This window comes from Sphaerotilus sp. (assembly GCF_034519685.1).
Classification (GTDB): Bacteria; Pseudomonadota; Gammaproteobacteria; order Burkholderiales; family Burkholderiaceae_C; genus Sphaerotilus.
The window spans coordinates 1443524-1469655 of record NZ_JAXHOF010000006.1 but is presented as its reverse complement, the minus strand read 5'-3'; the positions used below and the strand labels follow the sequence as shown (position 1 = coordinate 1469655).

General features: G+C 64.8%; 17 protein-coding genes. 8 read left to right on the top strand and 9 right to left on the bottom strand.

All coding sequences use genetic code 11. From position 1 onward, the window contains the following. Positions 1-5: 5 nt before the first annotated feature. From U5O44_RS17800 to U5O44_RS17760, 9 genes are all read right to left on the bottom strand, one after another. Positions 6-2237 carry a type I secretion system permease/ATPase gene (locus U5O44_RS17800; protein WP_322589737.1) on the bottom strand — a complete coding sequence of 744 codons (2232 nt, stop codon included), beginning with the start codon at positions 2235-2237 and terminating at the stop codon, positions 6-8. After that, positions 2234-3352 carry a hypothetical protein gene (locus U5O44_RS17795; protein WP_322589736.1) on the bottom strand — a complete coding sequence of 373 codons (1119 nt, stop codon included), beginning with the start codon at positions 3350-3352 and terminating at the stop codon, positions 2234-2236. Before U5O44_RS17795 ends, U5O44_RS17800 begins: the two co-directional genes overlap by 4 nt. Positions 3353-3383: 31 nt before the next feature. After that, complete coding sequence (locus U5O44_RS17790; RefSeq protein WP_322589735.1) at positions 3384-4418, bottom strand: UDP-glucuronic acid decarboxylase family protein; 1035 nt, start codon at positions 4416-4418, stop codon at positions 3384-3386. A 275-nt stretch (positions 4419-4693) separates the two neighbouring features. Then, positions 4694-5707, bottom strand: coding sequence for an IS701 family transposase (locus tag U5O44_RS17785; protein WP_322586630.1), 1014 nt, complete (start codon positions 5705-5707; stop codon positions 4694-4696). Positions 5708-5874: 167 nt separating this feature from the next. Further along, positions 5875-6570: a class I SAM-dependent methyltransferase gene (locus U5O44_RS17780; protein WP_322589734.1), complete on the bottom strand. Its 696-nt coding sequence runs from the start codon at positions 6568-6570 to the stop codon at positions 5875-5877. 15 nt (positions 6571-6585) lie between these two features. Next, a complete protein-coding gene (locus U5O44_RS17775) occupies positions 6586-7068 on the bottom strand; it encodes a class I SAM-dependent methyltransferase (RefSeq protein WP_322589733.1) in 483 nt (160 codons plus the stop codon). Between the two features lie 9 nt (positions 7069-7077). After that, entirely contained in the window at positions 7078-7869 is a 792-nt protein-coding gene (locus U5O44_RS17770; protein WP_322589732.1) for a DUF5672 family protein, read from the bottom strand. A gap of 9 nt (positions 7870-7878) precedes the next feature. After that, on the bottom strand, positions 7879-9840 hold the full coding sequence (locus U5O44_RS17765) for an O-linked N-acetylglucosamine transferase, SPINDLY family protein (RefSeq protein WP_322589731.1): 1962 nt from the start codon (positions 9838-9840) through the stop codon (positions 7879-7881). 190 nt (positions 9841-10030) lie between these two features. Further along, positions 10031-16996, bottom strand: coding sequence for a heme utilization protein (locus tag U5O44_RS17760; RefSeq protein ID WP_322589730.1), 6966 nt, complete (start codon positions 16994-16996; stop codon positions 10031-10033). Between the two features lie 563 nt (positions 16997-17559). Here U5O44_RS17760 and U5O44_RS17755 point away from each other — a divergent pair. The 8 genes from U5O44_RS17755 (at position 17560) to U5O44_RS17720 (ending at position 26130) form a co-directional block, all read left to right on the top strand. Then, complete coding sequence (locus U5O44_RS17755) at positions 17560-18549, top strand: EpsD family peptidyl-prolyl cis-trans isomerase (RefSeq protein WP_322589729.1); 990 nt, start codon at positions 17560-17562, stop codon at positions 18547-18549. A gap of 6 nt (positions 18550-18555) precedes the next feature. Then, a complete protein-coding gene (gene epsE, locus U5O44_RS17750) occupies positions 18556-19398 on the top strand; it encodes a polysaccharide export protein EpsE (protein WP_473964715.1) in 843 nt (280 codons plus the stop codon). A gap of 82 nt (positions 19399-19480) precedes the next feature. Next, on the top strand, positions 19481-20905 hold the full coding sequence (gene epsF / locus U5O44_RS17745) for a chain length determinant protein EpsF (RefSeq protein WP_322589727.1): 1425 nt from the start codon (positions 19481-19483) through the stop codon (positions 20903-20905). A gap of 17 nt (positions 20906-20922) precedes the next feature. Further along, positions 20923-21846 carry a polysaccharide biosynthesis tyrosine autokinase gene (locus U5O44_RS17740; RefSeq protein ID WP_322589726.1) on the top strand — a complete coding sequence of 308 codons (924 nt, stop codon included), beginning with the start codon at positions 20923-20925 and terminating at the stop codon, positions 21844-21846. 9 nt (positions 21847-21855) lie between these two features. After that, a complete protein-coding gene (gene xrtB, locus U5O44_RS17735) occupies positions 21856-22749 on the top strand; it encodes an exosortase B (protein WP_322589725.1) in 894 nt (297 codons plus the stop codon). 38 nt (positions 22750-22787) lie between these two features. Further along, entirely contained in the window at positions 22788-23471 is a 684-nt protein-coding gene (gene epsI / locus U5O44_RS17730) for an exosortase-associated protein EpsI, B-type (RefSeq protein WP_322589724.1), read from the top strand. A gap of 5 nt (positions 23472-23476) precedes the next feature. Then, a complete protein-coding gene (locus U5O44_RS17725; protein WP_322589723.1) occupies positions 23477-24781 on the top strand; it encodes a polysaccharide biosynthesis protein in 1305 nt (434 codons plus the stop codon). After that, positions 24763-26130: an O-antigen ligase family protein gene (locus U5O44_RS17720; RefSeq protein ID WP_322589722.1), complete on the top strand. Its 1368-nt coding sequence runs from the start codon at positions 24763-24765 to the stop codon at positions 26128-26130. The genes U5O44_RS17725 and U5O44_RS17720 overlap by 19 nt, the downstream gene beginning before the upstream one ends. Positions 26131-26132 lie beyond the last annotated feature (2 nt).

Here is a 26132-nt window from a genome sequence, read left to right as displayed (position 1 = left end):
CCTCCTCAGACCGCGGCCACGGCCGGCGGACTCGGTGCGGCAGCGGTCGGCGCCGCCTGCACAGCCGACAGGTTGGCCGGGCCAGTGGCCGGGCGCTGGCCGGACAGCGCCTGCAGCACGGCCGCCTTCGGACCATCCGCCAGCAGGCGCCCCCCATCGAGCACGACGATGCGGTCGACCAGCTCCAGCATCGCCGGCCGGTGTGTCACCACCACCAGCGTGCGCGGCCCGAGCAGGCGCTTGAGGTGCTGCACGAACTGCTGTTCGGTCTGCGCATCCATCGAGCTGGTCGGCTCGTCCATCAGCAGGATCGACGGCCGGGTCACCAGACAGCGCGCCAGCGCGACGAGCTGCCGCTGACCACCCGAGAGCATCGCCCCGCCCTCGCCCACCGGCATGTCCAGCCCCTGCGGATGCGCGGCCGCGATACGGTCCAGGCCGGTCAGGTGCAGCACGTCGGACAGGGCTTCGGGGCTGGCGCTGTCGCGGCCGAGCAGGATGTTGTCGCGCAGACTGCCGCGGAACAGGCGTGGCTCCTGCTCGACGAAGCCGACGCGGGCGCGGTAGTCCGCGGGGTCGATCTGGCGCAGGTCGATGCCGTCGACTTCCGCGGCCCCCTGCGTCGGCTGGTAGAGCCCGGCCAGCAGGCGCAGCGCCGTGGACTTGCCACTGCCGATCTTGCCGAGAATGGCCACCCGCTCGCCCGCCCGGATGCGCAGGTCCACGCCCTTGAGCACCGGATGGGTGGAGGCCTGGCCATAGGCGAAGCTCGCCTCGCGCAGGCCGAGCGCGCCCTGGATCTGCGGCGAGGCCAGATAGCGCCGGCCCGGTTCGCGGTCGACGGGCAGCGCCATCATCTGGTCGATCATCTGCAGGGCCGCCCGCGCGCCCTGGTAACGCGAGGCCAGCGCGACCACGCTGCCCAGCGGCGCCACGGTCCGGCCGGCGAACATCACCGCCGAGATCAGCGCACCGCCGGTGAGCTGGCCGTCGCGGATCAGGTGCACGCCCCAGACCAGCATCACCACCGTGACCAGCTGCTGCGACACCATCGTCACGTTGCTGACCCAGCTCGACAGCGTGCGTGCCCGCAGCGAGGCCTGCGCCGCGGCGGCATTGGCCTCTTCATACTGGCGCTGGAAATAGCCCTGGGCACCGCAGGCGCGGATGGTCTCGATGCCCTCGACCGACTCGACCAGCAGGCCCTGCATGTCGGCCATCTGCCGCTGCTGCGCCGTCATCGAGCGGCGCAGCCAGTGCTGCACCCCGACCGTCAGCAGCAGGATCAGCGGCACCGCCACCACCAGCACCAGCGCCAGCGGCCCCGCCATCAGCCAGGTCACGCCGATGAACAGCAGCACGAAGGGCAGATCGCTCAGCGCCGACATCGTCGCCGAGGTGGAGAACTCGCGCACCACTTCGAGCTGCGCCATGTGGTGGGCAAACGAGCCGGACGAGTCCGGGCGGTGCTCCAGCCGGATCGACAGCGACTGGCGGTACAGCTTCGCGCCCAGCGCCAGATCGGCCTTGCGGCCGGCGTGGTCGATGAGATGGCTGCGCAGCTGGCGCGCGGCGAGGTCGAAGGCCACGGCCAGCCCCGCCCCGGTCGCCAGCGCCCACAGCGTCGTCATCGCCTGGTGCGGGATCACGCGGTCGTAGACCACCGAGGTGAACAAGCCGGTGAACAGCATCAGCACATTGCTGAGCATCGCGGCCAGCATCGCCCCGCGGTAATAAGGAACGTAGCGGCGCAGCGTCTGCCAGAGCCAGTGGCCGGTGTCGCCGGTCTGGCCCGCCGGTCCGGGGGCGCCTTCGCCGTCGGGCCCGGCGGCCAGCGCGGGCATGGCGATCAGCACCTGTCCACTGGACTGCGCCTGCATCTCCGCCACGTCCAGCCAGCGCTCGACGGACTGCGTTCCCTCCGCCCCGGGCAGCAAGACGCGGAACTGCAGTCCGCCGGCATGTTCCTCGCGGGCGACCAGCACACAGGCCTGCCCGTCCTGCAGCAGCAGGATCACCGGCAGCAGCAGCCCGAGCACCTGCGCCGGATCACGCTGCACCAGCGCCGTCTGGAACCCCGCCTCGCGCAGCACCTGCTGCACCGTCGCGGCGTTCAGCGGCGGCACCAGCCCGAGCGGGGACAGCAGCGAGGTGCGGCTGCGCTCGATGCCGTGGTGGTGGCACAGCCACAGGGCGGCGGACAGCAGCGTGTCGTCTGCCGCAGCGGTGTCCGTCATGCCAGGAATCCGAACTGGCGGCGCACCACATCGAGCATCTGGTCGATCTTCTGGTCACCGTGGTGGTGGTCGAGCGCGTGGCGGTGGCGGGCGACGAGCTGGTCGGCGCCGCCGTCGTCGAACAGGGCGTTGGCCTGCGCGACCACGGCCTGCGGCGCGATGACATCGTGCGGGCCGTAGAAGACGATGTGGCGCGGGTCGAGGTCGCGCACCGGCGCGAGGTGGCGCAGCGCGTCCGGCACGATCGGGATGCCGCCGGAGATCAGCGCGTCGAAGATGCGGATCGGCACGTCGTTGAGCACCGGCACGATCCAGTGCGCCTTGTGCGCGGTCCACTCGGCCAGGCGCTCGGCGGGGGTGCGGACGTGGAAGCTGCGGTCGCTGAAGCCGACCGAGGGGAAATGCTGGCCCAGCGTCGTCACCACGCGGTTGCGGAAGGCAAACGGCGCATAGGGGATGTGCATGCCCAGCGGCAGATCCGAGCGTTCGGCCTGCAGCATCTGCGGCAGCTGCTGCGCCAGGAAGGAGCGCGGCCACTGCACCGAGCCGCAATAGACCGGCCCGGCGATGTTGGCGTTGTAGCGGCTCAGCAGATAGAGGTGTTCGTGGTGCGCAGGTGCGTAGACGTCGCTGTGCGCCGCCAGCAACGTGCTCAGGTCGAGCCAATGGTGGTTGTCCCAGTCCCAGGCGGCGAAGACGGTGTGCTCGCAGCGGCTGAACAGGTCCGCAAACGCGGGGCCGCCGTTGTCCAGCCCGACGTCGTTGTTGTTGACGATCACCACCGCATCGCGCAGGTGGGCCACCCGGGCATCGCGGGTGGTGGCATCGGCGGGCTGGAAAAACCCCTTGGGAAGGAACTCGACAGTGCAGCCCGGGCGCTGGTAGGTGAAGCCGCTCAGGTTGGCCGAGATCAACACCCGCTCGATGCGCCGGCCCCCGAAATGCATCTGCAGCTGGCGGGTGCGCAGCTGCTTGGCGGCGGCGAGGTGGAACAGCGCATCGCTCTGGGCGTGGGCCATCAGCTCGGTGCTGTGGCGCGCGGGCAGGCCGCGGTCGGGCAGGCCGAGAAAGCGCTCGCTGATCTGGACGGAAGCCGAAAGGACGGACTGGGTCATGAACGCACCTGCGGATCGGTTCGGGAATGTCTCAGGCCGCAAGGGCCGGGGTCTGGATCGCTGCGGCCACGGGGGTGGCGGACGGCTGCAGCCCGTGCGGCAGCGGGCCGGTGCTGCTGCTCAGCAGGCGCTCGAAGTAGTCGATGGTGCGTGCAAGGCCTTGCTCCAGCTGCACCCGGGGCGCCCAGCCCAGCGTCTCGCGGGCCTTGGTGATGTCAGGGCAACGCTGCATCGGGTCGTCCTGCGGCAGCGGACGGAACACCAGCGGCGAGGCCGAGCCCGTCAGGCGCAGGATGGTCTCGGCCAGTTCGCGGATCGTCACCTCGACCGGGTTGCCGACGTTGATCGGGCCGGTCACCTGGTCGGGCGTGCCCATGAGCCGCAGCGCGCCGTCGATCAGGTCGTCCACATAGCAGAAGGAGCGCGTCTGCAACCCCTCGCCGTAGAGCGTGATCGGCTGGCCCTGCAATGCCTGGACGATGAAGTTGGACACCACGCGGCCATCGTTGGGGTGCATGCGCGGGCCGTAGGTGTTGAAGATGCGCAGCACCTTGATGCGCAGCTGGTGCTGACGGTGGTAGTCGAAGAACAGCGTTTCGGCGCAGCGCTTGCCTTCGTCGTAGCAGGAGCGGATGCCGTTGGGGTTGACGTGGCCCCAGTAGTCCTCGCGCTGCGGGTGGACCTGCGGGTCGCCGTAGACCTCGCTGGTGGAGGCCTGCAGGATCTTGGCCTTCACCCGCTTGGCCAGGCCGAGCATGTTGATGGCGCCGTGCACGCTGGTCTTGGTCGTCTGGACCGGGTCGTGCTGGTAATGCACGGGCGACGCGGGGCAGGCGAAGTTGTAGATCTCGTCCACCTCGGCGAACAGCGGAAACGTCACGTCGTGGCGCATCAGCTCGAAGCGCGGGTGACCGATCAGGTGCTCGACGTTGCGGCGCGTGCCGGTGAAGAAATTGTCGGCACAGATCACCTCGTGCCCGCGGGCCAGCAATTGCTCGCACAGGTGCGAGCCGAGAAAGCCGGCGCCACCGGTGACCAGGCTGACGGTTCGATCGTGGATGCTCATGGGACGGGTCCGTTCGTGTCCGTCGATGGTGCCGCAGCCCCTGCGCCCGCGCCGGTCCAAGCAGCACGGGTTTTGCCGGTCAAATCTCCGGGGTGCGATGGGCGCGGCCCATGGCCTGGAAACAGGAAATCCCCACCGAGGAGTGGTGGCGCGACGGCACCGACGTGCGCCGCAATAGCGCCGGATCCCGGAAAAACACCGAGGTGCAGTTCTTGTAGATAGGACTTACGCAAGTTGAACTCAGTTAGCACAGAGCTTGGACTTTTGTAGCCATCTCAAATGTACGCCATCGGCACTGACGGTCGAGCTATTTCCTGCCGCATGTAATTCGACATCATCGCCTTCTTGATGCTGTAGATATTCGTCCTCATGTCTCTGGCCAGCGCGGACAGATGGTTCCACGCCAAGATGACACAGGCAATGTGATTCCTCTGCGCCCTGGCAGATCGACACTGGCATTTCTCCATGCCCAGCACCTGCTTGACCTCCCGGTGATACTGCTCGATCTTCCACCTGATCGCGCAGATCTCTCGCGTGTCGTCCACCGAAGTCTGTTCCAGATCATTGGTCACCACCCATTCCGTGCGACCGTTTCCCGTCGCCACCCGAAACAGCTTGACCTTGAGGCTGCCTGGAAACTTGTTCACCTTGACGAGCTTGCCGTGCGCGGCGCCTTGGTCGCTCCACTGCAACTCACTGACGGCCTGATAGGGCGCCTGCGCCTGACTGTCATCGACCAGGCGATTGCTCTTGAGCGGGCAGTAGAAGATCTTGCCCGCACGATGGATGTGCACCATCAGCTCCTTGGTGGCGTACCAGGAGTCCATCAGCACCACGCGGAATGGCAGCTTCTTGCCCGTCATGGCCTCGTCGAACATCTCCTGGACGTGCTGGAGCTTGGTCTTGTGGTCCACCTGCGGGGCGAACACTCGCCAGTCGATGATCCAGTAGCGACCGCTGCGGGGGTTGACGTACAAGCAGTTGACCACACCGATGCCCTTGATCAGGCCATGGGCATTGCCGCTGTACTGCCGCCGCACCAGCTCGATCGCATGGGAGTGGTTCTTGTCCGAGACGCTGTCGTCGAACAGCAAGAAAGCGTTCGGATCAGGTTCGATGGATTTCTCCACCTGCTCCCAGACGATGGCAGGCGTTATGTTTTCGTCTTGCAGGTAACGGTTGATGGCGTCATGCGAGAAATGCGGGTGATGGTCGGCGAAGTAGGTTTGGGTATAGTTGGTCTGGGTGGAGATCAGAAACTGACAGTAGTCGCGTCTTGTCGGCTTCATCATGGCTCCTGTTGAGTTGAGGCAAGCCAATTGTAGGCATATTTAATGAATCCGAACAGCCAGTTGAAACAAGATATTTCAGTGCACATCGGGTGCCGGATCAATCCATGGATCAGAATATGGCACTCAAAACTCAGTTGAGTTTGAAAGTTTCTTTTGCGTAAGTCCTAGTAGAGATACGACGGAATCAGGCCCCAGAAATCGATGCGGTAATACCCCTGGTCAATCAGGAACTGCTGGCCAGCGTCAAATTCCGGGCCATCGGCGTTGTCGAAGACGATGAGGCCGCCGGGGGCGAGCTTGTCGGGGGCCACCCGGGCGCAGTCGTTGCGGCTGGAGCCGTCGATCACGATCACGTCGAAGGACGCATCCGGATAGGCGCGGATGGCATCGAAATAGTCGCTGCCTTGCCGGAACAGCGAGGCGCTGTTCGGCCGGATCTGCTTGACCACCTCGGCATGCCAGGCCGCGTCGTCCTCCACGGACACCACATGCGCCGTGCGCGCAGACCACCACAGCGTCGAGTTGCCGGAGCCCCACTCGAACACCGTCCATTCGGGTCGCACCACGCTGTCCAGGAAGTCGATCGCCGGGTAGGTGAACCAGGGGATCGGCTCGTCCTGCGCGTTCAGCGGCCGGCCCTTGCGCACCGAGTTCAGCAGGCCCGAAGTGACAACGCCGTTGGTGTCCGGCGGCAGCAGCGCGGAGATCTCGTCCCACGGCGTGGCCTGGAACAGCAAGTGAGCGCTCAGCACGCGGATGTCGCGCAACTCGGCGCCCCCTCGGGCCAGGCTTTCGCGCACAAGGCGCGCCGCACCGGCGATGTCTCCTCTGGCGGCCAGCGCCAGGATGTCGTTCTTCATGGGGAATGTTCCTGTTCAGACCTTGCGCAGCAGGCTCAGCAGATGCGGCCCGCGCCATTCCTGACTGAGTATCTCGAAACTTCCCTTGAAACCATAGACCGACGCCCAGCGCAACTGGTTGTCGAAATACAGCGGAAAGGTTTCTTCGGTGATGAAATTGATGTGCGTGGGATCTCGAAATACTGCTGCATGGGGGTATGCGGGCGTGAAGGACATCAACACGCCACCGGGCTTGAGCACACGGTGAATCTCGTTCATGACCTCGACAAAGGCATTGCGGCGCTGCGGCACGTAAATCAGGCGCGGAATATGTTCGAGAAAATCGTGCGCCGTCACATACTCGAATGAGCTGTCCGGAAACGGAATCGGCTCGACCACCAGATCGGCCTTGACGATGTGCGCCTCGGCGTCGTCGCGCACGTCGACACCGTAGACCTCCTGCGCGTTGAACGGGTTCTTGGGTTGCAGGCCGCAGCCCAGGTCCAGGGATTTGCTCATCGGATGTCCTCAAGGGGAGACGGGATCGGTCGCACAGGCCGCGCGGGCCGCAGGGATCTCGGGCAGCGGAGGCGGCATGCAGAAGAAGCCAGCCCAGAACGCGGGGTTGTATTTCCACCAGGCATGTCCGCCCATGGGCGGCACGCCGTTGATCGCGTGGTAGTGCTCCGGCGACAGCTCCCACGCGAACAGCGAGGCCACCCGCTCATTGGGCAGCACGAAGGCGGTGGACAGCAGGCCCATCACCGCAAAGTAGAGGTCTTCGCTGGAGCCGCTCTGGCGGAAATGCTCGGCCGCCTGCGGAAACTCGCGCAGCAGCGCCTGGCAGGCCCGCACCCGGCGCAGGCTCAGGCCACCATTGCCGACCAGCGCGCGCACGGTCTTGGCGTTGCCCCCCTCGAAGCGGTCCAGGTGGACCTTCACCGGCAGGCCTTGCGGCCATGGCGCACCAACATAGTCGTACGGCAAACCGGCCCAGTGGTCGAGATCGTCCCGCAGCAGCACCGCGTCGGTCTGCAGGATCAGCAGGAACTCGTGTGCGGCGTACCGCTCGTAGAAGCCGGGGTCCAGCAACAGCAGGTTGTAGCCGCGGATAGAGCCGAAATAGACCGGGTCGTAGCCGTGAAAACCGATGCCGGGATAGCGCTGGGCGTAATAGGCCAGGTCCAGCCCCTTCGGCCCGATGAACAGCACCTCGCGCCCTTTCTCGGCCAGCAGCGGCAGCGAATGGTCGAGCGAGAACTGCTCCAGCGCCGACAGCACAGGCTGGTAGATGGGCACCAGGACAACGGTGTGCGACATGACCGGGCCTCAGGCGGATGCGGCTGCGGCTGCGGCCGGTGCGCTCAACGCATCGCGGGCACCCCCGAGCTGCGACTGACGCCACATTGCAAGGTAGGCCGCCTCCAGGTGCCGCGTGAAGGCATCGACGTCGAACAGCGCGCTGTCACGGTGCCGCTCGGCGAGGCGGGCCTTCAGGGCAGCGAGCCGGGCCGGATCACGGGCCAGCGCCAGGGCGAGCTGCTCGTAGTCGGCCACCGTGTGCGTGACCAGCTCGGGCAGCCCGGCCGCCTGCAGCAGGCTCCCGGCCACCCGCGACGGGAAGGACTGCCCCGAACACGTCAGCACCGGCAGGCCCGCCAGCAGCGCGTCGGCGGCGGTGCTGTGGGCGTTGTAGGGGTGGGTGTCGAGGAACAGGTCGGCCACCCGGTAGCGCGCCAGGTGGTCCTCGACCCGCGGCACACGCTGCGCGAACACCAGCCGGTCAGGGTCGATGCCAGCGGCCTGCGCACTCGCCCGCAGGTTGCGCTGCGAGCGCTCGCTGCGCGACATCAGCCACAGCACGCTGCCGGGCACCTGCTGCAGCAGCCGCATCCAGACGGCGAACACGGCTGGCAGGATCTTGTAGTCGTGGTTGAAGGAGCAGAACACCATCCCTGTCGGCGGCAGGCCGCAGTCGGCACGGCTGGGCGCGTGGTCGGCGATCTGCAGATTGGACGCGGGTGGCAGATAGGCGTCCGGCAGGTAGACCACCTGCTCGTCGTAGAAACGCCAGTGTTCGGGCGGAATCACGTGGCGATCCGCCAGGATGTAGTCCATGCAGGACAGGCCCATCGTGCCGGGATAGCCAAGGAAATTGACCTGCACCGGCGCCGGACGCCGCGTGAAGATGTCGGCCCGTGAATCCGCGGTGTAGCCCGCCAGGTCGATGACGATGTCGACCTCGCGTTCGCGCAGCCAGGCGGCGATCTGCGCGGAGGTCATCTGCCGTGCATCGAGGAACTGGTCGAAGGCGCGGGTCATGCGCTCGCGCAGACGGCTGCCGTCGTCGACCCCGAGCGAGACGCCAATGGTCTCGAAACGGCCCCGGTCGTGGCGCTCGAAGATGCCGGCCATCAGATGCCCGACCGGGTGCTCGCGCAGGTCTGGCGAGACATAGGCCACCCGGATACGGTCGTGGCGGTAGCGCTGGCCCGTCCACAGTGGTGCCGGGTGGATCGGGTAGCGCTGCTGGGCGAACAGGCGTGCGCAGCGCTGGTGCGCTTCGGCCGAGTCCGAGATGGCCATCAGACCGAGGGACTTGCTGCTGCGCCAGCCAGCGTGCACGCCGTCGATCACCTGCCGGGACAAGGCATCGAAGCCACGCCAGTCGCAACTCTGCAGTTTTTCATGGCAGAGCATGCCGAGCGCGTAGTCGTGTTGCGGTGCCAGCTGCACCAGACGCTCCAGCAAGGCGATGGCGTCTTCGCCACGCTTGAACTCCGCCATCAGCGTGGCCGCATTGGACAAGGCCACCACGTTGTCGGGCTGCAGCGCCAGGACTTGCTGGAAGCGGGTCAGCGCCGCCACATGCTGCTGCAGATCGCGCAGCAGCACGCCACTGTTGATCCAGGCATCGGCGAAGGTCGGCTGGAGATCGATGGCCCGCTGGTAGCTCTGCAAGGCCTCCTCGCGGCGGCCGGCATTGACCAGCGCAGTGGCATGGGCAAACCAGAGCGGCGCGAACGGCACGGCGCTCTGGACGACGCGCTCCAGCAGGTCCAGGGCGGCGGCATTGTCCTGCCGCCGCAGCCAGATCACGGCGATCGAATACAGCGCGACCGGATCGGCCGGGCACTGGTTCAGGAAATGCAGCAGCAACTGTTCTGCTGCGGCGTCATGCCCCTGGTTCTGGAGTTCGATGGCGCGGATCAGCACCGAGCGGTCCACAGACAGCGGAGCGGTCGGTGCGGTGACGGAGGCACGGGGCGTGGCGGTGGGCACCAGGGTCATGGCAGCTCGGGCAGGCGCCGTGCCCACGCTGGAACCTGAGGGCACGACTGGGAATCGGTGCCAGGATGGTTGCAGCAATGTGCCGCCCGAAATGGCGAAAAGCGCCGGACTTGGCCGGCGCTTTTCCGCGCATCCTGTCCGGCTGGACCTGATGCGCTGCCCTTGCGGGCCTGGGGCGATCAGCCCCGGATCAGAGGATCGGCTGCTGGCGCAGCAGCTCCTCCAGTGCCTGGGCCGAGGCCTGCGCGGTCAGGAGCCCGGCATCCGGCGTCGGCACGCAGGCGACCGAACCCGAGGCCGCCGTCTCCGCCAAGGGAGCTTGCGGCGCAGCGACCAGCAGATCCGACGCCATGAGCGGCCCCTGGCAATCCGTCACCGGGGCCACGTCCGCCTTGGCGAACCAGACATCGGCCATCTGGTGGGTCTGTCCATCGACCGTTTCGTAATGCGAGGACAGCGCGATGAGGTTGCCGTTGTCCGAGGCACTGCCAGCCTGCGCGGTGAGGTCCAGCGACACGATGCCCAGATCCGCCAGTGTCTTCAGCTCACCTGCGTCGGTGCTGCCGTCCGAGTCGGCGTCGATCCAGAGCTTCAGCTCGCTGAAATGCGCATCCGCAGCGGTCAGCCGGCCATCCAGGTCGGAGTCCAGCGCCCGCAGCGCGACATAGCCGTCACCCGCCCGCTCGCCAGAGGGCAGCAGGGTCGCCAGACCAAACAGTTCTCGACCGTCATTGATCTGCCCGTCGCCGTTGAGATCGCGCACCAGCAGGCCATCTCCTGCAGACACCCAGCCCACCTGGTGCGCGACACCTGTCGCGCCAAGGTCGAACTGGACACCATGGGCGGCTGCCAGCGTGCGGATGCCATTGCCGTCCAGATCCAGCACGATCGGAGTCACCAGCGGCATGGCGTCGATCTGGGCGACGGACATGACCGCGACGTCAGCCGCCTCGAAGGCAGAGGCCTGTGCGGTGCTCAGCGCCTGGATGTCAGCGGTTTCCAAGGCCACGACCTGGGCGGTGGTGAGCGCCACGATTTGCGCTGTGGTGAAGGCCGCCACATGCGCTGTATTGAACGCCACGATGTCAGCAGTGGAAAGCGCCTGGATGTGCGCGGTGCTGAGCACAGCGACCTGCGCCGTTGTCAGCGCATTGATCTGGGCAGTGGTGAAAGCCTGGATGTCAGCAGTGTCCAGAACACGGATCTGCGCGGCCGTCAGAGCACGAACATCCGAGGTTTCCAAGGCCAGCACTTGCGCCGTGGTCAGGGCGTTGATTTGCGTCGTGGTCAGCGCCGCGACCTGTACGGTCGTCAGGGCCACGATGTCGGCCGTGCCCAGCGCCACCAGATCGCGCGTCTCCAGCGCCACGACCTGCGCCGTCGTCAGCGCGGCGATCTGCGTCGTCGTGAACGCCGCCACCTGCGTGCTGCTCAGCGCGGCGATGTCGGCCGTCTCCAGTGCGCGGACCGCTGCGGTGCCAAGCGCCACCAGATCCCGCGTCTCCAGCGCCACGACCTGCGCCGTCGTCAGCGCCGCGATCTGCGTCGTCGTGAACGCCGCCACCTGCGCGCTGCTCAGCGCAGCGATGTCGGCCGTCTCCAGTGCGCGGACCGCTGCGGTGCCGAGCGCCACCAGATCCCGCGTCTCCAGCGCCCCGACCTGCGCCGTCGTCAGCGCCGCGATCTGCGCCGTCGTGAACGCCGCCACCTGCGCGCTGCTCAGCGCGGCGATGTCGGCCGTCTCCAGTGCCCGGACCGCTGCGGTGCCAAGGGCCACCAGATCCCGCGTCTCCAGCGCCACGACCTGCGCCGTCGTCAGCGCGGCGATCTGCGCCGTCGTGAACGCCGCCACCTGCGCGCTGCTCAGCGCGGCGATGTCGGCCGTCTGCAGTGCAGCGATCTGGCCGCTCGTCAGCGCGGCGACCTGCGTCGTCGTCAGCGCGCCGACCTGTGCGGTCGTCAGCGCCACGATGTCGGCGGTGTTCAGCGCACGGATCGCCGCCGTGCCCAGCGCCACCAGATCGCGCGTCTCCAGCGCCCCGACCTGCGCCGTCGTCAGCGCAGCGATCTGCGCCGTCGTGAATGCCGCCACCTGCGCGCTGCTCAGAGCAGCGATGTCGGCGGTCTCCAGTGCGCGGACCGCTGCGGTGCCGAGCGCCACCAGATCGCGCGTCTCCAGCGCCACGACCTGCGCCGTCGTCAGCGCCGCGATCTGCGCCGTCGTGAACGCCGCCACCTGCGCGCTGCTCAGCGCGGCGATGTCGGCCGTCTGCAGTGCAGCGATCTGGCCGCTCGTCAGCGCGGCGACCTGCGTCGTCGTCAGCGCGCCGACCTGTGCGGTCGTCAGCGCCACGATGTCGGCGGTGTTCAGCGCACGGATCGCCGCCGTGCCCAGCGCCACCAGATCCCGCGTCTCCAGCGCCCCGACCTGCGCCGTCGTCAGCGCAGCGATCTGCGCCGTCGTGAATGCCGCCACCTGCGCGCTGCTCAGCGCAGCGATGTCGGCGGTCTCCAGTGCGCGGACCGCTGCGGTGCCGAGCGCCACCAGATCGCGCGTCTCCAGCGCCACGACCTGCGCCGTCGTCAGCGCCGCGATCTGCGCCGTCGTGAACGCCGCCACCTGCGCGCTGCTCAGCGCGGCGATGTCGGCCGTCTGCAGTGCAGCGATCTGGCCGCTCGTCAGCGCGGCGACCTGCGTCGTCGTCAGCGCGCCGACCTGTGCGGTCGTCAGCGCCACGATGTTGGCGGTGTTCAGCGCACGGATCGCCGCCGTGCCCAGCGCCACCAGATCGCGCGTCTCCAGCGCCCCGACCTGCGCCGTCGTCAGCGCCGCGATCTGCGCCGTCGTGAATGCCGCCACCTGCGCGCTGCTCAGCGCGGCGATGTCGGCGGTCTCCAGTGCGCGGACCGCTGCGGTGCCGAGCGCCACCAGATCCCGCGTCTCCAGCGCCACCACCTGCGCCGTGGTCAGTGCGGCAATCTGCGTCGTCGTGAACGCCGCCACCTGCGCGCTGCTCAGCGCGGCGATGTCGGCCGTCTCCAGTGCCCGGACCGCTGCGGTGCCAAGGGCCACCAGGTCACGGGTTTCCAGCGCCACGACCTGCGCCGTCGTCAGCGCCGCGATCTGCGCCGTCGTGAACGCCGCCACCTGCGCGCTGCTCAGCGCGGCGATGTCGGCCGTCTGCAGTGCAGCGATCTGGCCGCTCGTCAGCGCGGCGACCTGCGTCGTCGTCAGCGCGCCGACCTGTGCGGTCGTCAGCGCCACGATGTTGGCGGTGTTCAGCGCACGGATCGCCGCCGTGCCCAGCGCCACCAGATCCCGCGTCTCCAGCGCCCCGACCTGCGCCGTCGTCAGCGCCGCGATCTGCGCCGTCGTGAATGCCGCCACCTGCGCGCTGCTCAGCGCGGCGATGTCGGCGGTCTCCAGTGCGCGGACCGCTGCGGTGCCAAGGGCCACCAGATCCCGCGTCTCCAGCGCCACGACCTGCGCCGTCGTCAGCGCGGCGATCTGCGTCGTCGTGAACGCCGCCACCTGCGTGCTGCTCAGCGCGGCGATGTCGGCCGTCTCCAGTGCGCGGACCGCTGCGGTGCCAAGCGCCACCAGATCCCGCGTCTCCAGCGCCACCACCTGCGCCGTCGTCAGCGCCGCGATCTGCGCCGTCGTGAACGCCGCCACCTGCGCGCTGCTCAGCGCAGCGATGTCGGCCGTCTCCAGTGCGCGGACCGCTGCGGTGCCGAGCGCCACCAGATCCCGCGTCTCCAGCGCCCCGACCTGCGCCGTCGTCAGCGCCGCGATCTGCGCCGTCGTGAACGCCGCCACCTGCGCGCTGCTCAGCGCGGCGATGTCGGCCGTCTGCAGTGCAGCGATCTGGCCGCTCGTCAGCGCGGCGACCTGCGTCGTCGTCAGCGCGCCGACCTGTGCGGTCGTCAGCGCCACGATGTCGGCGGTGTTCAGCGCACGGATCGCCGCCGTGCCCAGCGCCACCAGATCCCGCGTCTCCAGCGCCACGACCTGCGCCGTCGTCAGCGCCGCGATCTGCGCCGTCGTGAATGCCGCCACCTGCGCGCTGCTCAGCGCAGCGATGTCGGCGGTCTCCAGTGCGCGGACCGCTGCGGTGCCGAGCGCCACCAGATCGCGCGTCTCCAGCGCCACGACCTGCGCCGTCGTCAGCGCCGCGATCTGCGCCGTCGTGAACGCCGCCACCTGCGCGCTGCTCAGCGCGGCGATGTCGGCCGTCTGCAGTGCAGCGATCTGGCCGCTCGTCAGCGCGGCGACCTGCGTCGTCGTCAGCGCGCCGACCTGTGCGGTCGTCAGCGCCACGATGTTGGCGGTGTTCAGCGCACGGATCGCCGCCGTGCCCAGCGCCACCAGATCGCGCGTCTCCAGCGCCCCGACCTGCGCCGTCGTCAGCGCCGCGATCTGCGCCGTCGTGAATGCCGCCACCTGCGCGCTGCTCAGCGCGGCGATGTCGGCGGTCTCCAGTGCGCGGACCGCTGCGGTGCCGAGCGCCACCAGATCCCGCGTCTCCAGCGCCACCACCTGCGCCGTGGTCAGTGCGGCAATCTGCGTCGTCGTGAACGCCGCCACCTGCGCGCTGCTCAGCGCGGCGATGTCGGCCGTCTCCAGTGCCCGGACCGCTGCGGTGCCAAGGGCCACCAGGTCACGGGTTTCCAGCGCCACGACCTGCGCCGTCGTCAGCGCCGCGATCTGCGCCGTCGTGAACGCCGCCACCTGCGCGCTGCTCAGCGCGGCGATGTCGGCCGTCTGCAGTGCAGCGATCTGGCCGCTCGTCAGCGCGGCGACCTGCGTCGTCGTCAGCGCGCCGACCTGTGCGGTCGTCAGCGCCACGATGTCGGCGGTGTTCAGCGCACGGATCGCCGCCGTGCCCAGCGCCACCAGATCCCGCGTCTCCAGCGCCACGACCTGCGCCGTCGTCAGCGCGGCGATCTGCGTCGTCGTGAACGCCGCCACCTGCGTGCTGCTCAGCGCGGCGATGTCGGCCGTCTCCAGTGCGCGGACCGCTGCGGTGCCAAGGGCCACCAGATCCCGCGTCTCCAGCGCCACGACCTGCGCCGTCGTCAGCGCCGCGATCTGCGCCGTCGTGAACGCCGCCACCTGCGCGCTGCTCAGCGCGGCGATGTCGGCCGTCTCCAGTGCGCGGACCGCTGCGGTGCCAAGCGCCACCAGATCCCGCGTCTCCAGCGCCACCACCTGCGCCGTCGTCAGCGCCGCGATCTGCGCCGTCGTGAACGCCGCCACCTGCGCGCTGCTCAGCGCGGCGATGTCGGCGGTCTCCAGTGCGCGGACCGCTGCGGTGCCGAGCGCCACCAGATCCCGCGTCTCCAGCGCCACCACCTGCGCCGTGGTCAGTGCGGCAATCTGCGTCGTCGTGAACGCCGCCACCTGCGCGCTGCTCAGCGCGGCGATGTCGGCCGTCTCCAGTGCCCGGACCGCTGCGGTGCCAAGGGCCACCAGGTCACGGGTTTCCAGCGCCACGACCTGCGCCGTCGTCAGCGCCGCGATCTGCGCCGTCGTGAACGCCGCCACCTGCGCGCTGCTCAGCGCGGCGATGTCGGCCGTCTGCAGTGCAGCGATCTGGCCGCTCGTCAGCGCGGCGACCTGCGTCGTCGTCAGCGCGCCGACCTGTGCGGTCGTCAGCGCCACGATGTCGGCGGTGTTCAGCGCACGGATCGCCGCCGTGCCCAGCGCCACCAGATCGCGCGTCTCCAGCGCCACGACCTGCGCCGTCGTCAGCGCGGCGATCTGCGTCGTCGTGAACGCCGCCACCTGCGCGCTGCTCAGCGCGGCGATGTCGGCCGTCTCCAGTGCCCGGACCGCTGCGGTGCCAAGGGCCACCAGGTCACGGGTTTCCAGCGCCACGACCTGCGCCGTCGTCAGCGCCGCGATCTGCGCCGTCGTGAACGCCGCCACCTGCGCGCTGCTCAGCGCGGCGATGTCGGCCGTCTGCAGTGCAGCGATCTGGCCGCTCGTCAGCGCGGCGACCTGCGTCGTCGTCAGCGCGCCGACCTGTGCGGTCGTCAGCGCCACGATGTCGGCGGTGTTCAGCGCACGGATCGCCGCCGTGCCCAGCGCCACCAGATCCCGCGTCTCCAGCGCCCCGACCTGCGCCGTCGTCAGCGCCGCGATCTGCGCCGTCGTGAACGCCGCCACCTGCGCGCTGCTCAGCGCGGCGATGTCGGCGGTCTCCAGTGCGCGGACCGCTGCGGTGCCAAGGGCCACCAGATCCCGCGTCTCCAGCGCCACGACCTGCGCCGTCGTCAGCGCGGCGATCTGCGTCGTCGTGAACGCCGCCACCTGCGTGCTGCTCAGCGCAGCGATGTCGGCCGTCTCCAGTGCGCGGACCGCTGCGGTGCCGAGCGCCACCAGATCCCGCGTCTCCAGCGCCCCGACCTGCGCCGTCGTCAGCGCCGCGATCTGCGCCGTCGTGAACGCCGCCACCTGCGCGCTGCTCAGCGCGGCGATGTCGGCCGTCTCCAGTGCCCGGACCGCTGCGGTGCCAAGGGCCACCAGATCCCGCGTCTCCAGCGCCACGACCTGCGCCGTCGTCAGCGCGGCGATCTGCGCCGTCGTGAACGCCGCCACCTGCGCGCTGCTCAGCGCGGCGATGTCGGCCGTCTGCAGTGCAGCGATCTGGCCGCTCGTCAGCGCGGCGACCTGCGTCGTCGTCAGCGCGCCGACCTGTGCGGTCGTCAGCGCCACGATGTCGGCGGTGTTCAGCGCACGGATCGCCGCCGTGCCCAGCGCCACCAGATCGCGCGTCTCCAGCGCCCCGACCTGCGCCGTCGTCAGCGCAGCGATCTGCGCCGTCGTGAATGCCGCCACCTGCGCGCTGCTCAGCGCAGCGATGTCGGCGGTCTGCAGTGCAGCGATCTGGCCGCTCGTCAGGGCGGCGACCTGCGTCGTGGTCAGCGCGGCGACCTGTGCGGTAGACAAAGCCTGCACCTGAACTGTAGAGAAGGCGCGCAGTCCGGACGTGGTGAACGCCATGATGTTGACAGTGGAGAGAACCGCCAGATCCGCAGTCGAAAGTGCCGCGATCTGGCTGGTGGTCAGAGCCGCGATCTGGGCAGTGGTAGCACTTGCCCACTCAGCTGTCGAGGTAGCAGCAAATGTGGGGGAAGAGACAGTCGACATGGTGCGGGACCTTGGTAGGAGAGCCGAGGTGGAAGCTGACGTCGAAGACCACATCACCACTTCCTCTAGTGGCGGTATCGACACCGACCCATTGAACTGAAATCAGCTCCTCAGCACGTCGCGCGCTCCGTCAGTCCGATTCGCGCCTCCTGGCCGGCAGGACGACGACCCGCCGAAAAGTGCAGGGCACACACCAGTCTTTTCGAAATTTTCATTTGCGGATCAGCCCGCAGATGTCAAATTCCTCCGAATCGATTACCGCAATCGTTCCGGAGTCCCCTCCGGAATCCCCCGCCAACTGTGAAATGCGTTGCACTTTCTTTTTGCGCGCCAGATATCGAGCACTGGCTCACGTGCTGAAACTCAGTCGTGAAAGCCTGCCGTGCAGACTTAACGTGCCCGGCAGGAATGCGATGCGCCCCTGCAATCCGGGGAAGCAATCGGCCACCAGCAACCGCTAAACTGCGGCCGGTTTTACCCGTTTATCACCTCTTTCATTGCGAGTGCCGCATTTCCGAGCAAATCGGGTGCGGCAATCCTCTCGCCCTCGGAGTATGCAAGTCATGAAGTTGCCCGTGTTCAGTTCCTCCGCCTGCCTGCGGACCTCGCTCACCGTAGGGGTTCTCGCCGCCGCGGCCCTCCTTGCCGCTTGCGGTGGAGGTGAAGGCGACAAGAAGGTCGCCACCCAGGTCGCCGCCAAGGTGAACTCCGGCGAAATCTCGGTGCACCAGGTGAACTTCGTGCTGCAGCGCCAGCAAGGCCTGAAGCCCGAGCAGGCACAGGCGGTGAGCCGGCGCGTGCTGGAAGGTCTCGTGGACCAGGAACTGGCCGTCCAGCAGGCCGTGGATCAGAAGCTTGATCGCGACCCGCGGATCGTCTCGGCCATCGAAGCCGCACGCAGAGACATCCTCGCCCGCGCTTACGCCGACCGCCTCGCGGAAGCCGCGACCGCGCCAACAGCCGAAGACATCAAGGCCTACTACGACAGCAAGCCGGCCCTGTTCTCCAAGCGTCGCATCTACGGCCTTCAAGAGTTCAACATCGAAGCCAACGCCGAACAGAAGGCCGCACTGCAGGCGAAGATCCCGACCCTGCGCAGCGCCGATGAACTGGCGGGTGCGCTCAAGGCAGCCGGCATCCGGTTCGCCGGGCGCAACGTGTCGCAGGCACCGGAGAACATCCCGATGGGCTTCCTGGACCAGCTCGCCAAGCTGAACGAGGGACAGTGGGTCGTGGTCGCCACGCCGACGGGTCTGAACGCCGCGCTGCTCGCCTCGGCCAAGCCCGCGCCGGTGACCGAAGAAGCCGCCAAGAAAGCGATCGAACAGTTCCTCCTGACCGATCGCAAGCGCAAACTCGTCGCAGACGGCATCAAGGCGCTGCGTGGATCTGCCAAGATCGAGTATGTCGGCCAGTTCGCTGCAGCCGCTTCGGGCCCAGCGGACGCTGGCAATGCTGTCGAGGCTCCCGCAGTGACCCCGACGCCGCCGGCTGGCGCTTCTGATGCGCTGGACGCTTCCGCCCTCCAGAAGGGCCTTTCGGGTCTGAAGTAATCCATGATGCTCACGCTAAACACCACCTCGCCCCTTTCCATGCGTCTCTTCGGGCGCGTGCTGCTCGCCTTTCTGACGCTGCTGGCGCCAATGCTGTCCTGGGCTCAGGTCTCCGACGCACAACGCGACTATGTGCTGGGAGCGGGCGACGTGATCCGCGTGAGCGTCTACCAGAACGCCGACCTCACGCTGGAAACCCGTCTCGCCGAAAGCGGCACCATCAGCTTCCCGCTGATCGGACAAGTCAAGCTCGGCGGCCTGTCAGTACCCAGGGCCGAAAAGTTGATCGCGGACGGACTGCGCAACGGCAACTTCGTGCGCCAACCGCAGGTGAGCATCCTGGTCACGCAGGTGCGGGGCAACCAGGCGTCGGTGCTGGGCATGGTCAACCGTCCTGGTCGCTATCCGCTCGAACAGACGGGCATGCGCCTGAGCGAACTGCTGGCAACGGCTGGTGGCATTTCCCAAGGCGGCAGCGACCTCGTGACGCTCAGCGGGATGCGCGACAACCGTTCCTTTCGCGTCGTCATCGACCTGCCGAACCTGTTTGCAGCCTCCACCAGGTCCAACGATCCGGTGATCGTCAATGGCGACACGGTCTACGTCGACCGCATGCCGATGGTCTACATCTATGGCGAAGTCCAGCGCCCTGGCGCCATGCGCCTCGAACGGGACATGACGGTCATCCAGGCGCTGGCCACCGGCGGTGGCCTGACGCAGCGCGGCACGGAGAAGGGACTGCGTGTCCACCGCCGCAATGCCGATGGCAAGGTCGAAATCCTGCAGCCCAGCATGAACGATGCCATGAAGGACGGCGACGTGATCTACGTGCGCGAGAGCCTGTTCTGACCAAACAGGCAAGCCGAGGGGACGGTCGTGTGACTTGCACAGCGTCCCCGCAGTGCCAACAACATTCCGGGTGCGATTCCACATGACCTTTGCGCAACTCCTGTCGATACTGAAAGCGCGCTGGATTTCAGCCATCGTGGTCGCGCTGCTGACGATCGGGGCCACCGTTGCCGCCAGCCTGTTGATGCCCAAAAGCTATACGGCAACAGCGACGGTGCTGCTGGACATCCGCTCCCCGGACCCGATCGTGGGCATGCCGATGGGTGGCATGTCGACTCCGTCCTACATGGCAACACAGGTCGACATCCTGACGAGTGACCGGGTCGCCCAGCGCGTGGTCCAAAAACTTCGCCTGAACGAGAATCAGGAAATGCGTCAGCGCTGGAACGCGGAAACCGGCGGCAAGGGAAATTTCGAAGCCTGGATTGCCAACATTTTCCAGAAGAAGCTGGAAGTCAAACCTTCGCGCGAAAGCAACGTCATCAACGTCAGCTACACCAACGCAGACCCGCGCTTTGCCAGCGCCTTGGCCAATACATTTGTACAGGCCTATATCGACATCAGTGTCGGTCTGCGCGCGTCGCCAGCAAAACAGTACAACGAATTCTTTGATGCCCGCAGCAAGGAAATGCGGGAAGCCGTAGAGCGCGCGCAGGAAAAGCTGTCAACCTTCCAGAAGGCCAATGGACTGACAGGGGCAGACGAACGTTTTGACATCGAGACCCAGCGCCTCAACGAACTGAACACTCAGTTGGTCACCCTGCAAGCCATTTCCGCGGAATCGTCGAGCAGATCCGCTCAGGTGCGCACTTCAGGTGACCAGATGCAGGAAGTGATCAACAACAGCCTCGTGTCATCACTGCGCTCCGACCTGTCCCGCCAAGAAGCAAAACTGACCGAAATGAACGCAAAGTTCGGCGATGCACATCCCCTGGTGCTGGAACTGCGCGCCAACATCGGAGAATTGCGCCAACGCATCGAAACTGAAACCCGGCGTGTCACAGGTGGGGTCGGGGTGACGGGATCGATCAACCGACAACGCGAAGCCGAAACCCGCGCTGCCCTTGATGCACAGCGCAACAAGGTGCTCAGGCTCAAGGCATTGCGCGATGAAGCAGTCGTGATGCAGCGCGAGGTGGAAACCGCCCAGCGGGTCTATGAACAGGTCACCCAGCGGCTCAATCAGACCAGCCTGGAGAGCCAGCTCAACCAGACCAATATCTCCGTGCTGTCACCCGCCACTGAACCCACGGACCATTCTTCGCCCAAGATCATCCTGAACATTCTCGTCAGTGTATTTGTAGGCACATTGCTCGGCGTCAGCTTCTCCATCCTCAGAGAATTGACGGATCGTCGTGTGCGCACGCTGGACGATCTCACCACCGGGCTGGATATCGCCGTGCTCGGCATGATTCCGCGCCCATTGCGGTCAGGTCTGTCTGGACGCAACTCGCCAATGGTATTGCCCAGCAATATCCTGAAGCATCTGCCGAAGCCGGGCAACTGAACGACCGAGACACCAACATGACCATTGCCGCACAGACGACACCCAAGGGTGTTCATCACGATCGCAACAGTTCGATGAACGCAGACGATGTGCACAGCACCCTGGACCAGGACCGCAGCATTGGCGAAATCATCCGGGAGACAAAAAGTCTCACGCAGGAACAGGTCAATCAGATCCTGGAGTACCAGCGGGCCAATAACCTGAGGTTTGGCGAATCAGCCGTCAAGTTGGGTTTTGTGTCAGACTCGGACATCGTTTTCGCTCTGAGCCAGCAATTCAACTATCCGTATGCCCCGGAAAGTCGGCGGGCCAGTCACCGCGAACTCGTTGCAGCAGCCCAGCCTTTTGGAAAACAGGCAGAAGCCTTCCGCGCCATTCGCAGCCAGCTGATGATGCGCATTTTCAGTCCACAGGAACCGAAGCGTGCACTTGCCGTGACCAGTCCCGAAGGGGGTGACGGAAAGACATTTCTCGTGGCCAATCTGGGTGTTGTGCTGGCCCAACTGGGCGGACGCACGTTGATCGTCGATGCCAACTTGCGCAATCCCCGACTGCATGAACTGTTTGACCTCCCCAATACCTCCGGCCTCACCGGCATTCTCAGCGGAAGGCAGGAGGAAAACGTCATCTACCAAGCACCGGATATTCCAAGCCTGTTTGTCATGCCAGTCGGCGTCATTCCCCCGAATCCACTGGAGTTGCTGGAGCGTCCGGCGTTTCGCCTGCTGATGAGCGAACTGCTCAGAAAGTTCGATCATGTGGTCGTGGATACCCCCGCCAGCGCGCTCGGCAGTGATGCGCTGGTCATTGCGGCACGCAGCGGAGCCGCGATGACGCTGGCAAGAAAAAACAAGACCCGAGTCAAGCAACTGCATGACCTTGTTGGTCAACTGAGCGAAACCACCGCAAAACTGACGGGCGTCATCGTCAACGAATTCTGAGTCTTGGACATGGACTTGACCTACACACAAAAACCAGCGGGAAGCCTCCACCCTGAGGACACCTTGGCCAACAACGTGCCGTGGCTAGTTGCCATCGCAGGATTGCTGGCCATGTACGGCCTGACCTTCTGGGACCTTTTCCATGGATTATGGGCGGGTGATCAGCAAGGTCACGGGCCCATCGTGCTGGCCATTTCCATCTGGCTACTGTGGAAGAACCGTGTTGCCCTGAACGCCCTCTCCATCCAGCCCCAACCACTGGCAGGGTGGAGCAGTCTGGTTTTTGGACTTCTGCTCTATCTTGTCGGCAGGTCGCAGGACATCCTGATATTTGAAGTCGGCTCCATTGTCTTCGTCATCGCCGGCATGCTGATGCTGTTGAGCGGTTTCCAGGCAGTGCGTCTGATGTGGTTCTCCCTGTTTTTCATGGTCTTCATGATTCCGTTGCCAGGCGTGTTTGTCGACGCACTCACGCAACCCATGAAGATGGCAGTTTCCTATGTCGCTGAATTTACTCTCTACCACGTAGGCTACCCTATCAGCCGAAGTGGCGTGATCTTGCAGATTGGTCAATACCAGTTGCTCGTGGCAGATGCTTGTGCAGGACTCAACACATTGTTCACGCTCGAAGCACTCGGGCTGCTTTATCTCAATCTCATTCGCCACCAATCGGCCATCCGCAATATCGCGCTGGCCATTCTCATCGTACCCATCAGCTTCATCGCCAACGTGATTCGCGTGATAGTACTCACCTTGATCACTTACCATTTTGGTGATGAAGCTGGCCAAGGCTTTTTGCACGGATTTGCGGGCATGGTGCTGTTCATGGCTGCGCTGATGCTGATCATCGCTTGTGATGGTTTGCTGCGGATGATTCTGCCTCATCGCACGGACGACAACTGAACCCGCATACGAACCCGCATACAGGTCAGGCCAACACCATGAACAAACGCTCCCTCACCGCCATCGTCGCCGCAGTGCTGATGTCTCTCACGGCAGCTTCTGCCAACCATCTGAAACCGACACAACACTTTTCCGATACACGAGGCGGGAAAACACTAAACCAGATCATTCCCGGTCAATTTGGCCGCTGGCAGCAGCAGGAAATTTCCAGCGGCATCGTCAATCCGCAACAACAACAGCTGCTGGACGAACTGTATTCCGAGCAGGTCAGTCGCACCTATATCTCTGATCAAGGCTATCGCATCATGCTGTCGATTGCCTACGGAAAGAACCAGAACGATTCTTTTCAGGTACATCTTCCGGAGATATGCTATCCCGCACAAGGGTTTCAAGTCGTATCCAGTGCGCCCACAACAATCGACACGCCGTTTGGCACCATACCAGCCAAGCAACTCAAGACCACATACCAGTCCCAACGCATCGAACCTGTCACCTACTGGACAACCATCGGCAACCACGCCGTGCGGTCAGGCACGGACAAAAAACTGAAAGAGATTCAGTATGCGATGGAGGGGCAGATTGCCGACGGTCTTCTGTTTCGCGTGTCGAGCGTAGATCCCAATCTACCCAGAGCATTTGATGCTCAATTGAATTTCGTTTCAGAGATGATGTCATCACTCTCACCCGGGGATCGGCTTCGTCTGGCAGGTCTGACCAGGTAAGCTGCATGGCAATCCATTGGCAGAAAATTGCCAAGATTGGGGTATCGATATTTGATCAGGCATGGCTGAGCGGCATCAGTCTCCTGATTTCGCTCATCTTCGTCAAGGAACTGGAAAAAAGCGAGTTCGGACTCTACGTTCTGCTGTTCAACACGTGCCTGTTCTTTCAAGGGATCGGCGGCGCACTTCTGGCGGCCCCGTACACCACCTTGCACACGCGCAAACAAGGGCTTCACCAGATCGGCGTTGTCGAGATATTCACCAAAGGGACTCTGGTCTTCGCCGCAGGAGCCGCAATCCTTGCTGGGTTGGCTTACGCAGCTTATGAAGCATGGTCAGATGATCCACTGTTGACGACTGCTGCAGGCATCGGCTTCGCCGTCTGCATCACGGGCTCGGTCGCAAAAGACAACACACGGGTCTACCACTACTCTCGGCATGATCCAACCGCAGCGCTGAACAGCAACCTGGTATATGGTTGCTTGCTGCTTGGCATCATTTTTCTGATGGTTCAGACGGACACAGTCTCCGCTGCGGGCGTGTTGCTGGCCATTGGGGCCTGCAGCGCCCTCGTCAGCGTACCGCGTCTGTTGAATCCCATGTCGAAAGACATTCCAGTCGCCAATTCAGACCCTGCTCCGATCGACACGGCCTCGAAGCCCGACACTCGACAACTGTTGGGTGAATACTGGGCATGTGGCCGCTGGGCCGCACTCGGTTCGCTTGTGACATTCCTGACCAGCAACACCTACCCCTATCTTGCGGCGATCAGCTTCAGCAAGGCAGAAGTGGCGGATATTTCCGTGGCACGCCTGCTGTCAATGCCCATCGCACTGCTCGGAGCGGCGTGGTTCAATCTGATGCGATCACGCCTGTCCCAATGGGCCGCCGAGAACAGACACGACGTGCTGGACTCGACGGTGAGAAAGTCTGTCATCGGCGCAGCAGCGCTGTCGGCAAGTGTCGCTGTCATGATCGGCGTCTCTGGTGATCTGGTGCATCATTTTTTTGGTGAAAAATACGCCAATCTTCGTGTCCTGAATTTGCTGTGGACTGCACAGACAGGTTTAGCCTTCATCAAGGGCATCTATGCGGCCACACTCATGACCGGGGACAACGGGTTCAAGGATCTGAGTCGGATCGGTGTTGTCACACTGGCTGCCACGGTGGTGGCGATGCTGCTTGCCAGCATGACCCATCATTCCGAATCCATCGTGTTGGCACTCATCTTTCTGGAAATTTTCCAGATCGCCCTGATCCAGCGCAGCCGACACCACATGCGGACACTGAGATGCCAAGTTTCCAGCTAGTTTTCCAGATCATTGCCGGCCTGGGGCCCTATTTTTCCGTGGCCATTCTGCTGGCCATGTTCCTGGGCCTGTTTTTGCCCTGGGGTGTCATGAACCCCCAGAAATGGCTGTTTCTGTATATTTTTGGAATTGCGCTGCTGCCTTTTGGTGGAAACGATCCAGACGGCGGGGGCAGTCTGTACAAACAACTGACGTGGGGACTTCTCTACGTTTTGTGTTTCATCATCCTTCTCCGCTCGCGCAAGGATCCGGATTCGCCCAAGCTGAATATCCCACCAGAACTGCTGCTGCTGTACACGTTCCTGTTCATCACGATTGCCTGGTCCGACTACCGTTTGAGTTCTTTCAAGCGATACATGCTGCTCGTCGGTCTATTGTTGATCGCACTCATTTCAGCCAAACTTTCCTTGCAAGGCAGATCCTTTGCCAGCCTGCTGGACAAGCCTATCGCATTCTTTATGCTGTGCGGAGTGGCGATGGCACTGGCGCTCCCAGAGATGGCATTCGACTCGGACGGCGCACTGCGAGCCTATACCTCTCACAAGAATACCTGGGGGCAATTCATGCTCCTCTGCTCGGTTGTCTTCCTCAACAACACATTGAATCGAAACAATCTAAAACTGAATGTACCGCTATTGTTCATCGCTCTCGCGCTGCTATACCTTTCAAAAAGTGCCACCAGCTTGCTGGCATTCATTTTCTCCACATTCTTCGTCCTGATCGTTTATGGATTCTTCAGCAAGAACATCGCAGCCAGACTGATATTGCTTGCAGGCACATTGGCAGCTGCAGTGGCTTTGCTGGTCTATTCTGTTCTTCATGGAAAACTTCCGTTCGATGCCATGATCGAACTGGTCTTCACCAGCATGGACAAGTCTTCCACCTTGACAGGCCGTATCCAGCTCTGGCAGCTGATGGGTGCAGAAATCGTCCATCACCCCTGGTTTGGAACGGGTTTCGGCGGCTTCTGGGTGGGGCTGGATGGCGCAGCCGGTGCACTGGGTCGGCGACTGGACTGGGGCCCACCGACGCAAGCACACAGTGGCTACATTGACGCCATGAATGAAATCGGCGCCGTCGGCATGCTGCTCTTCGCCGTCGTGATGGTGTTTCATGTCTACCGCTGTGCAGGGCTCTACTCGGCGGGGCTGAAGAGCCATTTCCTGCTTCACATCGCAATCATGATCAGCTTTCTGGTCAACAACTATGCTGAATCTTCCCTGATTCAAGGCACCAACATGTGGTGGATCATCATGACCTGCTCCATCATCGAGGTCAGCAATCGCCTGCGTCTGCACAGGCCACCACTGAAACAATTCCAACAAGCAAAACTCCGCCCGCAGTTCTAGCA